The organism is Streptomyces sp. NPDC048751, from assembly GCF_043198595.1.
Taxonomy (GTDB): Bacteria; Actinomycetota; Actinomycetes; order Streptomycetales; family Streptomycetaceae; genus Streptomyces.
The window spans coordinates 210,735-224,377 of record NZ_JBICUX010000015.1; the positions used below are offsets into that span (position 1 = coordinate 210,735).

General features: G+C 72.0%; 13 protein-coding genes. 4 read left to right on the plus strand and 9 right to left on the minus strand.

The window, feature by feature from the left end; all coding sequences use genetic code 11:
* Positions 1–35 precede the first annotated feature (35 nt).
* The 3 genes from rocD to ACGFNV_RS37625 form a co-directional block, all read right to left on the minus strand.
* Positions 36–1,262, minus strand: a complete 1,227-nt coding sequence (gene rocD / locus ACGFNV_RS37615; protein ID WP_393628919.1) for an ornithine--oxo-acid transaminase — start codon at positions 1,260–1,262, stop codon at positions 36–38.
* A 19-nt stretch (positions 1,263–1,281) separates the two neighbouring features.
* Positions 1,282–2,103 carry a dimethylargininase gene (ddaH, locus tag ACGFNV_RS37620; protein ID WP_393628921.1) on the minus strand — a complete coding sequence of 274 codons (822 nt, stop codon included), beginning with the start codon at positions 2,101–2,103 and terminating at the stop codon, positions 1,282–1,284.
* Between the two features lie 136 nt (positions 2,104–2,239).
* On the minus strand, positions 2,240–2,731 hold the full coding sequence (locus ACGFNV_RS37625) for an Lrp/AsnC family transcriptional regulator (RefSeq protein WP_133931887.1): 492 nt from the start codon (positions 2,729–2,731) through the stop codon (positions 2,240–2,242).
* A 100-nt stretch (positions 2,732–2,831) separates the two neighbouring features.
* On the opposite strand from ACGFNV_RS37625, the gene ACGFNV_RS37630 reads away from it, so the two are divergent.
* From ACGFNV_RS37630 to ACGFNV_RS37645, 4 genes are read left to right on the plus strand one after another with little or no spacing between them, the layout of a single operon-like run.
* Complete coding sequence (locus ACGFNV_RS37630; RefSeq protein WP_393628923.1) at positions 2,832–3,596, plus strand: LytR/AlgR family response regulator transcription factor; 765 nt, start codon at positions 2,832–2,834, stop codon at positions 3,594–3,596.
* Between the two features lie 2 nt (positions 3,597–3,598).
* Positions 3,599–3,961 carry a hypothetical protein gene (locus tag ACGFNV_RS37635; RefSeq protein ID WP_393628925.1) on the plus strand — a complete coding sequence of 121 codons (363 nt, stop codon included), beginning with the start codon at positions 3,599–3,601 and terminating at the stop codon, positions 3,959–3,961.
* 19 nt (positions 3,962–3,980) lie between these two features.
* Positions 3,981–5,696, plus strand: a complete 1,716-nt coding sequence (locus ACGFNV_RS37640; protein WP_393628927.1) for a cation acetate symporter — start codon at positions 3,981–3,983, stop codon at positions 5,694–5,696.
* On the plus strand, positions 5,693–6,898 hold the full coding sequence (locus tag ACGFNV_RS37645; RefSeq protein ID WP_393628929.1) for a sensor histidine kinase: 1,206 nt from the start codon (positions 5,693–5,695) through the stop codon (positions 6,896–6,898). The genes ACGFNV_RS37640 and ACGFNV_RS37645 overlap by 4 nt, the downstream gene beginning before the upstream one ends.
* Positions 6,899–6,901: 3 nt before the next feature.
* Here ACGFNV_RS37645 and ACGFNV_RS37650 read toward each other — a convergent pair whose 3' ends face one another.
* From ACGFNV_RS37650 to ACGFNV_RS37675, 6 genes are all read right to left on the minus strand, one after another.
* On the minus strand, positions 6,902–7,084 hold the full coding sequence (locus tag ACGFNV_RS37650; RefSeq protein WP_133931892.1) for a hypothetical protein: 183 nt from the start codon (positions 7,082–7,084) through the stop codon (positions 6,902–6,904).
* A 13-nt stretch (positions 7,085–7,097) separates the two neighbouring features.
* A complete protein-coding gene (locus tag ACGFNV_RS37655) occupies positions 7,098–8,945 on the minus strand; it encodes a protein kinase (protein ID WP_393628931.1) in 1,848 nt (615 codons plus the stop codon).
* Positions 8,946–9,007: 62 nt separating this feature from the next.
* The gene (locus ACGFNV_RS37660; RefSeq protein ID WP_393628933.1) at positions 9,008–10,474 is read right to left on the minus strand and encodes a DUF6777 domain-containing protein; all 1,467 of its coding nucleotides are present in this window, start codon (positions 10,472–10,474) and stop codon (positions 9,008–9,010) included.
* Between the two features lie 75 nt (positions 10,475–10,549).
* Positions 10,550–11,500 carry a cytochrome c oxidase assembly protein gene (locus tag ACGFNV_RS37665; RefSeq protein ID WP_393628934.1) on the minus strand — a complete coding sequence of 317 codons (951 nt, stop codon included), beginning with the start codon at positions 11,498–11,500 and terminating at the stop codon, positions 10,550–10,552.
* A 153-nt stretch (positions 11,501–11,653) separates the two neighbouring features.
* A complete protein-coding gene (locus ACGFNV_RS37670; protein ID WP_393628936.1) occupies positions 11,654–12,679 on the minus strand; it encodes a 6-phosphofructokinase in 1,026 nt (341 codons plus the stop codon).
* A 234-nt stretch (positions 12,680–12,913) separates the two neighbouring features.
* Positions 12,914–13,642, minus strand: coding sequence for a glutamine amidotransferase (locus ACGFNV_RS37675; RefSeq protein WP_133931897.1), 729 nt, complete (start codon positions 13,640–13,642; stop codon positions 12,914–12,916).
* Position 13,643 lies beyond the last annotated feature (1 nt).

Here is a 13,643-nt window from a genome sequence, read left to right on the forward strand (position 1 = left end):
GGGCGCCCGGACACACGGCGCCCACCCCTCGGACGTCAGGCGCCTCCCGCGAGCACCTTCTCCAGCGACGCCAGCGCCGAGCCCAGCTCCTCCGCCGTGATCGTGAGCGGCGGGGCCAGCCGGATCGTGGAGCCGTGGGTGTCCTTGACCAGGACACCCTCCCGCATCAGGCGCTCGCTCACCTCGCGGCCGGTCCCGAGCGACGGGTCGATGTCGACGCCCGCCCACAGGCCGCGGGAGCGGAAGCCGACGACGCCCTTGCCGACCAGCTCGGTCAGACCGTCCCGCAGTACCGTGCCCAGCTCGGCCGCCCGGCTCTGGAACTCGCCCGTCTCCAGCAGCTCGACCACCGCCGTGCCGACCGCCGCGGCGAGCGGGTTGCCGCCGAACGTAGAACCGTGCTCGCCCGGCCGCAGCACGCCCAGCACCTCCCGGCGCCCGACGACCGCCGACACCGGCACGATGCCGCCGCCCAGCGCCTTGCCGAGCAGCAGCACGTCCGGGACGACCCCCTCGTGCTCGACCGCCAGCGTGCGCCCCGTGCGGCCCAGACCGGACTGGATCTCGTCCGCCACGAACAGGCAGTTCGCCCGCCGGGTCAGCTCACGCACCCCCGCCAGATAGCCGTCGTCGGGGATGACGACGCCCGCCTCGCCCTGGACCGGCTCGATCAGCACCGCCGCCGTGGTCTCGTCGACCGCCGCCTCCAGCGCGGCCAGGTCGTTGTACGGCACGACCCGGAAGCCCGGGGTGAACGGCCCGAACCCCGCACGCGCCGTCTCGTCCGTCGAGAAACTCACGATGGTCGTCGTACGGCCGTGGAAGTTGTCCGCCGCGACCACGATCGTCGCCCGGTCGGCGGGTACGCCCTTCACCTCGTACGCCCACTTGCGGGCCACCTTGATGCCGCTCTCCACCGCCTCGGCGCCCGTGTTCATCGGCAGCACCATGTCCTGGCCGGTCAACCCCGCGAGCCGCTCGGCGAACCCGGCCAGCCGGTCGTTGTGGAAGGCCCGCGAGGTGAGGGTGAGCCGGTCCAGCTGGCGGTGCGCCGCCTCGATCAGGGCCGGATGGCGGTGACCGAAGTTCAGGGCCGAGTAACCGGCCAGCATGTCGAGGTAGCGGCGCCCCTCGACGTCCTCCACCCAGGTGCCCTCCGCGCGCGCGACGACCACGGGCAGCGGGTGGTAGTTGTGCGCGAGGACGGGCTCCTCGGCGCCGATCAGGTCGGCGGAGGTGCGCGTACGAGTGGGTGCGGTCATGAACGGATCTCCCGGGTGGTCATGAGCGGATCTCCTGGGTGCAGCACTTGATACCGCCGCCGGCCTTGTGGAACTCGGACAGGTCGACGGGGACGGGGAGGTAGCCGTGGCCCGCGAGCCGGTCGGCGAGGGCCTCGGCGGCCGGGGCGATGAAGACATGGCGTCCGTCGGAGACGGAGTTCAGGCCGAACGCCATCGCGTCGTCGCGGGTGGCGAGCACCGCGTCCGGGTACAGCCGGGCGAGCACCTCGCGGCTGCCCGGCGAGAAGGCCTCCGGGTAGTACACGATGTTGTTGTCGTGGCCGTCGTCGAGGACGAACAGCGCGGTGTCGAGATGATAGAAGTACGGGTCCACCAGCGTCAGGCTGATCACCGGATGGCCGAAGTACTCCTGCGCCTCGCGGTGCGCGTCACGGGCCGTCCGGAACCCGGTGCCGGCCAGCAGGTAGCGGCCCGTCCAGACCAGGTCGCCCTCACCCTCGCAGACGGCCTCCGGCCGGTGGACGTCGTAGCCGGCGGTCTTGAACCAGGTGTCGTAGTGGACGGCCTCCAGGCGCCGCTCCGGCGCGTGGAACAGGGAGCCGAGCACGCGGCCGCCGACGACGACGGCCGAGTTCGCGGCGAAGACCATGTCCGGGAGGCCGGGGACCGGCTCCACGGAGTCGACGGTGTGCCCATGGGCCCGGTAGGCGCTGATCAGCGACTGCCACTGCTCCTGCGCGAGGTCCACGTCGACGGGGGCGTCGGGATGCATCCAGGGGTTGATCGCGTACTGCACGGCGAAGTGTCTGGGTTCGCAGACAAGGAAGCGCCGGGGGCGCTGGACACGGCTTTCGGTCACAGAGGGGTTCCTCCGCTTTTCCTGCGGTGTCGACTGGGATGACACCACGGTAGGGATCACCCGAGAAGTGCGACAAGAAAGAAAGGCTGCGTGTCCGCGCAGCAACGCTGCGTTGTCTCCGCAGCCCACGCACGTCTCATGCGCCCTCCGGCGCGGGCTGACTGGCACCCGCCTCCGGCGCCTCCGGCAGCAGATGGGACAGCACCATCACGCTGATCGTCTTACGGATGAACGGCTCCGTGCGGATCCGCTCCAGCACCTCCTCGAAGTGCTCCACGTCCCGCGCCCGCACATGCAGCAGCGCGTCCGCGCCGCCCGTCACCGTCATCGCCGCGGTGATCTCCGGATGGTTGCGCACCACCTCCGCGAGCCGCCGGGGCGGCGCCGCGCCCTCGCAGTACACCTCCACGTACGCCTCGGTGCGCCACCCGAGCGCCGCCGGCTTCACCGTCGCCGTGAACCCGGTGATCACGCCCGTCTCACGCAACCGGTCCACCCGCCGCTTCACCGCCGTCGACGACAGACCGACCGCGGCACCGATCTCGGCGAAACTGGTCCTGGCGTTCGCCATCAAGGCGGTGACGATCTTCCGGTCGAGCTCGTCGAACGGCGTGGGCCTGCTGTTCATGGCGGCACTGTAACCAGTGGGCGCGCACCACCGTATCCAGCGCGAACGTCCACCCGGACGACATGTGCAGGCGTACGAATTGCTCCTACACTCCACGTTCATGCTGCGCGCCCTGGCTGTCGACGACGAACTCCCCTCGCTCGAGGAGCTGCTCTACCTGCTGACCGCGGATCCCCGGATCGGCAGTGTCGAGGGCGCCGCGGACGCGACCGAGGCGCTGCGCCGCATCAACCGCGCCCTGGAATCGGGCCCCGGCGGACCCGAGGCGATCGACGTCGTCTTCCTCGACATCAACATGCCCGGCCTCGACGGCCTCGACCTGGCCCGGCTGCTGACCGGCTTCGCCCGGCCGCCGCTGGTCGTGTTCGTCACCGCCCACGAGGACTTCGCCGTCCAGGCATTCGACCTCAAGGCCATCGACTACGTCCTCAAGCCCGTCCGCAAGGAACGCCTCGCCGAGGCCGTCCGCCGCGTCGTCGAACGCGGCACCCCCGAACAGCGCGGCACCGCCCCGCGGATACCCGTGCACGAACCCGACCCCGACCACATACCCGTCGAACTCGGCGGCGTGACCCGCTTCGTCGCCGTCGACGACATCACCCACGTCGAGGCCCAGGGCGACTACGCCCGGCTGCACACCGGCCGCGGCAGCCACCTCGTCCGCATCCCGCTGTCCACCCTGGAGGAGCGCTGGCGCTCGCGCGGATTCGTCCGCATCCACCGCCGCCACCTCGTCGCCCTCCACCACATCGGCGAACTCCGCCTCGACACCGGCACGGTGAGCGTCCTGGTCGGCAGCGAGGAACTCCAGGTCAGCCGACGCCACGCACGCGAACTGCGCGACCTGCTGATGAGGAGGCCGTAGCCGTGCCGAACCAGGACCCCGCCGAACGCCGCGTCGTCGTCACCGGACCGCCCCGCCGCACCCGGCGCACCTCCGGCTACTACCGCCCCCGCACCGAGATCGACGAGCAGACCACCCTCGGCCACACCTACGTCCGCTCCCTGATGCGCACCCAACTGCGCGCCGCCCTCACCGTGTTCGCCGTCCTCGGCCTGCTCATCGGCCCCCTGCCGCTGGTGTTCGCGGCCGCCCCGGAGGCCCGCCGCCTCCAGTGGGCGGTCCTCGGCTTCGGCCTGTACGTCCCCCTGGTCCTGCTCGCCCGCTGGTACGTACGGCGCGCCGAACGCAACGAACGCGACTTCGTACGGCTCGTCGAGGACCGCTGAGGCAAGGACGCACGCGCACGTGAACTCCGGATACGCCGTCCCCGCCGTCGCCCTCGTCGTCGTCGCCACCGTCCTCGTCGGCGCCTTCGGCCTGCGCATCTCCCGCACCACGTCCGACTTCTACGTCGCCTCCCGCACCGTCGGCCCCCGCCTCAACGCGGCCGCCATCAGCGGCGAGTACCTCTCCGCCGCGTCCTTCCTCGGCATCGCGGGACTGGTACTGGTGCAGGGCCCCGACATGCTCTGGTACCCGGTCGGCTACACCGCCGGATACCTGGTCCTCCTGCTGTTCGTCGCCGCCCCGCTGCGCCGCTCCGGCGCCTACACGCTGCCCGACTTCGCCGAGGCCCGCCTCGCCTCCCAGGCGGTACGACGGCTCGCCGGGGCCTTCGTCGTGGGCGTCGGCTGGCTCTACCTGCTGCCCCAACTCCAGGGCGCCGGGCTGACGTTGACCGTCCTCACCGGTGCGCCGGAATCCCTCGGAGGACTGATCGTCGCCGTCGTCGTCACCGCGACCGTCGCCGCGGGCGGCATGCGCAGCATCACCTTCGTGCAGGCCTTCCAGTACTGGCTGAAACTCACCGCCCTGCTCGTCCCCGCCCTCTTCCTGGTGCTCGCCTGGCAGGGCGACGGAGCACCCCGCCACGCCTTCGCCGAACCGCCCGCCTTCCGCGAACAGCGACTCGTCCGCGTCGACGACACCGTCGACCTGAAACTGGAGCGACCGCTGACCGTCACCGTCACCGGCACCGTCGACGGCCGCGCACACGACGACACCCGCCTCGAACTCCCCGCCGGCACCCACCGCGTCGCCGCCGGCACCCGCATCGCCTTCGACCGCGGCGACCAGGTGCCCGTCGCCGACCGCGGCACCAACGGCGGCATGTCCACCTCACTCGCCGCGAGCCGCGAGGAACGCCCGCTGTACGCCACGTACGGCCTGATCCTCGCCACCTTCCTCGGCACCATGGGCCTGCCGCACGTCGTCGTGCGCTTCTACACCAGCCCGCACGGTGTCGCCGCCCGCCGCACCACCGTGGCCGTGCTCGCCCTGATCGGCGGCTTCTACCTGCTGCCCCCCGTCTACGGCGCCCTCGGCCGCCTCTACGCCCCCGAACTCGCCCTCGCCGGAGACGCGGACGCCGCCGTCCTGCTGCTGCCCGACCGGATGATCGGCGGCCTCGGCGGCGACCTGCTGGGCGCGCTGGTCGCCGGGGGAGCCTTCGCCGCGTTCCTGTCCACCGCGTCGGGACTCACCATGGCCGTGGCCGGCGTGCTCACCCAGGACGTCCTCCCGTCCCGCGGCGTACGGCACTTCAGGCTCGGCACCGGCCTGGCCATGGTCGTTCCGCTGGCGGCGAGCTTCCTCGTCGGCGGGCTGCCGGTCGCCGACGCGGTGGGACTCGCGTTCGCGGTGTCCGCCTCCTCCTTCTGCCCGCTGCTCGTCCTCGGCATCTGGTGGCGCCGCCTGACCCCGCCCGGCGCGGCCGCCGGCATGCTCGTGGGCGGCGGCTCCGCGTTCCTGGCCGTCGCCGCCACCATGGCCGGCGTCCCCGGCTCGGGGCCGCTGCACAGCCTGCTGGCCTGGCCCGCACTCTGGTCGGTCCCGCTCGGCTTCCTCACCATGATCCTGGTGTCCCTGGCGACCCCGGGCCGCGTACCGGCGGGCACGGCGGCCATCCTGGCCCGCTTCCACCTGCCGGAGGAACTGCGGGCGGCGGAGGTGAAGGCGTGATCGGATTCCTCGCCGGCCTCTGTGTGGCCGTACTCCCGCTGCTGGCGGCGGGCTTCTGGCTCGGCCGCCGCACCGCGCGCCCCCAGACGCTCGGCGGTCTCGGCACTCCTGTCGAACACGCCACCTTCGAGACCCTGCACACCGCGTCCCTCGCCGCGCCCCCGCTGCGGGCGGGCCTCACGGAGGAGACCGCGCGCAGGTCGGCCCGCAGACTGCGCACCCTGCTCGGCACGGACGCGCTCTGCCTGACGGACGAGAAACAGGTCCTGGTCTGGGACGGCGTGGGCGACCACCACCGCACCGAGATCATGGCCCGCCTGGCCGGCCCCCTGGAGACCGGCCGCGGCGAGGCGTTCCGGCTCACCTGCGAGACCCCCGACTGCCCGGTGCGCTGGGCCGTGGTCGCCCCGCTCACCGTCGACGACCGGGTGCACGGCGTCCTCGTCGCCTGCGCCCCCCGCGAATCCGCCGTCCTGGTCCGCGCGGCCGGCGAGGTGGCCCGCTGGGTGAGCGTCCAACTCGAACTGGCGGACCTCGACCAGTCCCGGACCCGACTCATCGAGGCGGAGATCAGGGCCCTGCGCGCCCAGATCTCCCCGCACTTCATCTTCAACTCCCTCGCGGTCATCGCCTCGTTCGTCCGCACCGACCCCGAGCGCGCCCGCGAACTGCTCCTGGAGTTCGCCGACTTCACCCGCTACTCGTTCCGCAGGCGCGGCGACTTCACCACCCTCGCCGACGAGCTCCACGCCATCGACCACTACTTGGCACTCGTACGGGCACGCTTCGGCGACCGCCTCTCCGTCACCCTGCAGATCGCTCCCGAGGTGCTCCCGGTCGCCCTGCCGTTCCTGTGCCTCCAGCCGCTGGTGGAGAACGCCGTCAAGCACGGTCTGGAGGGCAAGACCGACACGTGCCGCATCCAGATCACCGCGCAGGACACCGGTGCCGAGGCCCTAGTCGTCATCGAGGACGACGGCGCCGGCATGGACCCCGACCTGCTGCGCCGCATCCTCGCGGGCGAGGTCAGCCCCTCCGGCGGCATCGGCCTGTCCAACGTCGACGACCGGCTCCGCCAGGTCTACGGCGACGACCACGGCCTCGTCATCGAGACCGCGGTCGGGGCGGGAATGAAGGTCACCGCCCGGCTGCCGAAGTACCAGCCGGGCGTGCACTCGGCGGCCCGGCTCGCACCGGAGTGACGCTCAGGTGCTGCGCGTGGCGACCATCCCGAGGGTGATGAGTCCCAGCACCACCCAGCCGAACCACAGCCAGCCGTTGCTGCCGAGCGCCACCGTGTAGGCCGTCACCGCGACGAGTCCGCCGATGGTGATCACCCCCATGGTCTTCGTGGAGCCGTTCGTCGAACCGTTCGTGGATCCGGGCATCGCAACACGCTCCTCAGGGTCCGTCCCCCTCCATGGTGCCCCCGTTCTGCCTCCGCACGGTGCACACGACGTAACGCGTTCCGGACTTCCACGGTCCCCGGCTCGACCAGGACCCCGACTCGTACACCGACGGATCGAACCCGTAGTCGCCCGGCGGCGCCTCCCGACGGCACGCCGCGTCCGACTCGGTGCGCGCGTCCCCGAACGTCACGTCGGCGCCCAACCGGGTGAAGCCGACCACCAGCTCGTCGTACGACCCCTCACAGGATGCCAGCCGGGCGTCCCGGTTGGAGCCCGTGCGCAGACAGTCCCGCTTCTGCATGTTCGACGTGTCGGTGAACGCGGCGCCGATCCGCCGATGCGTACCGAGCGGCCCGTACACCGGCCCGTGCGCCCCCAGCAGCAGACAGGCGACGCGCCACCCGGCCGCCTCGTACCCCGCCGCCCCGGTCGGCACGACGGCGTAGCTGCGCACGTCGGCGAGCCGCTCCCGCAGCTCCCGCGTCCGCTCCTCGCACCTCTCGGGGCCCAGCCGCCGCGCCTCCTCCACCGAGGCGGCCCCGACGAACGCCATCACCTGCCCGTCGGGTGCCTTGTCCCGGCACGTCGGGTCCAGCGCCAGCCGGGGCGTGCCCTCGAAGCGCTCCGCTCCGGGCCACTCGGCGATCACACAGTCACCGTCCTTCAGCGGCCCGGCCAGCCCCACCCGCTCCCCGTACGTCCACCCCGTCCCGCCCGTCTCGTCTCCGGCCGCCCGGTGGGCCGTCGCGTACCAGACGGCGCCCAGGGCGAGGAGCAGCCCGAGCGCGCAGGACAGCACGGCCCGCCCGATCCGCCGCCCCCGCCCGGCCGGGGCCGCCGGGACCGGCGCCGGGAGAACCGACGGGTCCGGCGCCATGGGCACGGGCCCCGAGTACTCTTCGGGGCCCTGCGGCCTGCTCCAAGGCGGCTGCGACCCCGGATCGGTCCGGGTCCGAGCCTGGGGATCGGCCTGGGGCAGCACGATCTGCGACAGGGCCGCCTCGGCCGTCGCCGCGTCGATCCGCCGCGCCGGATCCTTGACGAGGAACGCCCTCAGTACGGGTTCCAGCGCGCCCGCGCGCACCGGTGGTCGCGGTTCCTCCGCGACCACCGCGGTGATCTCCGCGAGGTACGTGTCGCGCTCGAACGGGCCGCACCCCTCGACGGCGTGGTAGAGGGTGCAGCCCAGCGAGAAGAGATCGGCGGCCGGCGTGGGCGGCCCGCCCGTGGCACGTTCCGGGGCGAGATAGCCGGCCGTGCCCACCAGCACCGAGGCCCGTGTGTAGCGCGGCTCCCCGGCGTCCGGCTGCACCGATATCCCGTAGTCCGTGAGCAGGACCCGCCCGTACGGTGCTCCCGTGCGGTCCGGCGCGAGCAGGATGTTCGCCGGTTTCACGTCCCGGTGCAGAACGCCCCGATCATGTCCGGCCGTCAGCGCGTCCAGCACCGCCAGGCCGATCCGGGCGCACTCCGCGGGGGCGAGCGGGCCGCGCCGGGCGATCAGCTCCCGCAGGTCGACGGCGTCCGCGACGTACTCCATGACGATCCACGGCAGCCCGTCGTGCTCCAGCACGTCGTGCACGGTCACCACGTGCGGATGGTCGCGCAGCCCCGCCGCGTTCCGGGCCTCCGCCCGGGCCCGGGCGACCCTGGCCTCCCGCTCGCCGTCGGCCTCGGCCGCGTCCCGGAACACGATCTCCTTGAGCGCGACGTCGCAGGCCAGTCTCCGGTCATGGGCGAGCCACACATGACCCATGCCGCCGCTGCCCAGCGGGTGCAGCAGCAGATAACGGCCGGCGATGACCCGGCCCACTCCCGACGTCGGTGATCCTGAAGGCATCCAGTGACTCCCGGGGTCTACGCGGTACGACTCTGGGGCTCGGGGTCTAAGAGGTCCTTGCACTATGCCCAGGCTCTCGCGGTCACCTCCGGCGCCTCGGACGCCGGGTCGGTCGCGACCGGGGCGCTGGTGTCCGGCTCGTCGGCGGCGGGGGCGGTGGGCTCGGCGGTGGACGGCTCGGGAGGCTCGGGCGGAGCCTCGGGCGCACTGGTGGGTGGCTCGGGCGGAGCCTCGGGAGTGCTCGGGGGCGGTTCCGGCGGTTCCTCGGGCGCAGTGATGGGCGGTGCGGCGCTGGTGGCGGGCGCGCTGGTCGTGTCCGGTGGCGCGCTGGTCGTGGTCGGCGGCGCGTCGGTGGGCGGGTCCGGGGACTGCGGCGGGCTCGACGAGGCCGGCGGGCTGGTGGGCGGCTCGGGCGAGGCGGGCGGGCTCGACGAGGGCGGAGGACTGGACGACGACGGTGGCGCGCTGGACGACGGCGGGGCCTCGGAGGAAGCCGGCGGATCGGACGGCGTCGGTGGGGTGTGCGTAGGCTCCGACGTCCCCGAGTCCGGGGGAGTGCCCGCCCCGCTGCCCGCCCCGGTGCCTGTCCCCTCGGCCACGCTCAGCGTCACGTACTCCCCGAACCGCAGCTCGGTCCCCGCCGGCGGATCGGACGCCGTGACACGGGCGCCGTCCGGCGGCAGCCCCTCCCCGTCGTGCGCGGCGCCCAGCCCGGTGTCGGCCAGCCTCCGGCTCGCCTCCCCGAACGTGGCACCCACCACGCCGGGCACGGTACGCATCTTCCGCGTGTTGAACGTGGTGTCCTTCTCACCCGTCGTGCCGACGGGCCGGTCGATGCCGCGCTTCGGCTCGTCCACGTCGACGAGGGCGAGCCGCTCCAGCTGCCGCGAGGCCGGGCGCACGGCGACCACGGAGGAACGGTCGTACCCCTTCCACTCCTTGTTCCCGTTCCGGAACTTCACGTCGATCCGGTCGGTGTCCCCCGTGAAGGGCCGCAGCGGATTTCCGCACGAGCACTTCACGGCCGGAGCTCCGTGTTCGTCGACGAGAACCGCGATTCCCGCCTGGAGCAGGGAGTCGTAGGAAACGGCCTTTTCCTGTTTGTAGTCGTGGTTCTTCACGAGAGTGTCGTGACGCAGGAGCACGGGTGTGAGCCGGTCCAGGAAATCCGGAATCTCCTCGGTGGTGATGCCGAAAACACCGGCCCACACCTGCGCCTTCCGGTCGTTCCGCGGATCGGCGAGAAATTCCTTCAATCGTTCGACGTCACAGATCCGGGGCTGCTTCGTGCCCCCGTACAGCCCCGGGGTGTCACCCTGCTGCAGGCTGCCCGGCGCCGCCAGCGACCGGACTTCGGCGTCGTGGCCCAGCCCCTGACTCTCGTCGAAGAAGGGCGCGAGCGAGGGAACCCCCACCGCGACGGCCCGCACGAGCAGCAGCGGGGCGTCCCGGTCGCACCCGCTCGCCACAAGAACGAGAACCAATAACACGGAGATCCTGCGGACCACCCGGATTCCGGTCCCTCGCATGAATGCGCGAATATTCATCCCCGCTCCCCCCGGCGGTTCCCCCGACGCGCTTCATGCTACTGAATGGAAAAGCGCTCAGCGCCCCCGTGCGTCCAATGAGGCCAAATAGGCGTTGTACGCCTCGAGTTCCTTGTCGCCGTCCCGGTCCGCGGCGCGGTCCTTGCGCTTGGCCTGCCGCTGTTCCGAGCCGTACCACTGGAACAACAGCGCGATCAGCACCAGTACGGACGGAATCTCACTGAACGCCCAGGCGATACCGCCGGCCGCGTTCTGGTCGGAGAGCGCGTCGATACCGAGCGAGGCGGGCGGGTTCTTGAACGTCTCCACCATCGGGGTCGACGCCATCATCAGCGCGATGCCGAAGAACGCGTGGAACGGCATCCCCGCGAACAGCTCCAGCATCCGCAGCAGATACCCCGGCCGGTGCGGGCCGGGGTCCACGCCGATGATCGGCCAGAAGAACACCACACCCACGGCGAGGAAGTGCACCATCATCGCGACGTGCCCCGTCTTGGAGCCCATCAGGAAGTCGAACAGCGGGGTGAAGTACAGCGCGTACAGGCTGGCGATGAACAGCGGGATCGTGAACGCCGGATGCGTGATGATCCGCATGTACCGGCTGTGCAGCAGCATCAGCAGCACCTCACGCGGCCCCTTGCGCCCGCGCCCCGCCGTCGGCAGCGCCCGCAGCGCCAGCGTGGCCGGGGCGCCGAGCAGGATCAGGATCGGCGACAGCATGCTGATCACCATGTGCTGCACCATGTGCACGCTGAACATGACCATCCCGTAGTCGTTCAGCTTCGTGCACATCACCAAGCCGACCGACAGCACCCCGACGACGTACGACACCGTCCGCCACGCGGACCACGAGTCCCCCCGCCGCCGCAGCCGCACGACCCCCCACGCGTACAGCCCCAGCCCCACCAGACAGCCCACGAGGAAGAACGGATCCGCCGACCACTGAAGCCCCCGCCCCAGCGTGAACGGCGGCAGATCCATCATCATGCCGTGCCCGCCGTGATCCATGCGTCGGCTCCTGTTTCGTGGGGGGATGTGCAGTCTGTCCGCCCAAGACTAAGACCGCCCCCGGCCGCGTTGGCGACCGGGGGCAGGTACAGCCGACCTAGGGGCGCGGGGAACTGCGCGATCAACCACGCCGAACCCGCACCCGCCGGACGGCTAAAGCACGCACTCCGCTTCCGCGTACCGCTCCGCAGGAACCGTCTTCAGCGACTCGACCGCCTCTGCCAGGGACACCATCACGATGTCGGTCCCCCGAAGCGCGGTCATCCGCCCGAACTCCCCCCGGTGCACGGCCTCGACCGCGTGCCACCCGAACCGGGTCGCCAGCACACGGTCGTACGCGGTCGGCGTACCGCCCCGCTGCACATGCCCCAGGATGACCGGCCGCGCTTCCTTCCCGAGCCGCGCCTCCAGCTCGATCGACAGCTGCCGGGCGATCCCGGCGAACCGCTCATGGCCGTAGACGTCCTTGCCGCCTTCGTCGAACTCCATCGTGCCCGCCCGCGGCTTCGCTCCCTCCGCCGCGACCACGATCGCGAACCGCTTCCCCGCCTCGAACCGCGCGCCGACCTTGCGGGTCAACTCCTCGATGTCGAAGGGCCGTTCCGGTACGACGATGGCGTGCGCGCCGGCCGCCATGCCGGAGTGCAGGGCGATCCAGCCGGTGTGGCGGCCCATGACCTCCACGATCAGCACCCGCTGGTGGGACTCGGCGGTGGTCTTCAGCCGGTCCAGCGCCTCCGTCGCCACGCCCACGGCCGTGTCGAAGCCGAAGGTGACGTCGGTGACCGCGATGTCGTTGTCGATGGTCTTCGGCACGCCGACGATCGGCAGGCCGTTGTCCGACAGCAGCCGGGCCGCCTTGAGCGTGCCCTCACCGCCGATCGGGATGATCGCGTCGAGCCCGAGCTCCTCGACATGGCCCTTGGCCCGCTCCACGCCGTCCCGCAGGTGCTCGGGGCGGACCCGGGAGGAACCGAGGATCGTGCCGCCGCGGGCCAGGATGCCGCCCACGGCGTCGAGGTCGAGCTTGAGGTAGTCGCACTCCAGGAGGCCCTTCCAGCCGTCCCGGAAGCCGATGACCTCGTCGCCGTGGTCGGCGACGGCGCGGTGCACGACGGACCGGATGACGGCGTTCAGGCCGGGGCAGTCGCCGCCGGACGTGAGGACACCAATGCGCATAGCCCGAAACAACCTTCTCGATTGGGGCCGGGAGCCGGACCGCGTTGTCCGGCTGGAATCCCGGCCACCCTACCGGCGTGAGGGGGTCGGCCCCCACGGGGCGTCCGCCTGCTGGACGCGGCCGCACAAGTGAGCGGACGGCCTGTCAGGCGGGCCCGGTGACGATCCTGCGCCAGGGCGCTAGAAGGTTCCTTCAGGCTGTGTGGAACGCGAGGTCAGATCCTCGGACCACCCCTACGCGGGCTGCTGCGCCGAGGCGATGCGCTCGTTGCGCAGTGCCTCGTACCAGCGGTCGTCCGTCGGCGGCAGCGCGTTGACGTCGAGCGCCAGCTTCAGCAGCAGGTCCGCGATCAGCGGGTTGCGGGCCAGCACCGGGCCGTGCATGTACGTACCGAAGACGGTGTCGTTGTACGCGCCCTCCGTGCCGTCTCCCGTGCCGTTGCCCTTGCCGAGCTTCACCCGGGCGAGGGGGCGGGCCGTCGGACCGAGGTGGGTGATGCCCTGGTGGTTCTCGAAGCCGGTCAGCGGGGGCAGACCGAGGCGCGGGTCGATGTCCGCGAGGACGTCGCCGACGCACCGCTCACCCTCGCCCCGGGTGGTGGTCACGTCGAGCAGACCGAGGCCGGGCTCGCGCTGACCGAGGTCGTTGACGAACTCGTGGCCCAGGATCTGGTAGCCGGCGCAGACCGCGAACACGATCGCGCCGTTCTGCACCGCCTGGTACAGGTGCCCGTCCCGGCGCAGCCGCTCGGCGGCCAGCCGCTGCGGACGGTCCTCACCGCCGCCGATCAGGTAGATGTCGCCGGAGGTCGGGATCGGCTGGTCGCTGCGCACGTCGAGGCGGGCCACGTCGAGGCCGCGCTGCCGCGCCCGGCGCTCCACGACGAGGACGTTGCCCTGGTCGCCGTAGGTGCTGAGCAGGTCCGGGTAGACCCAGACCACCCGAAGCTGGTTGTCGCTCATG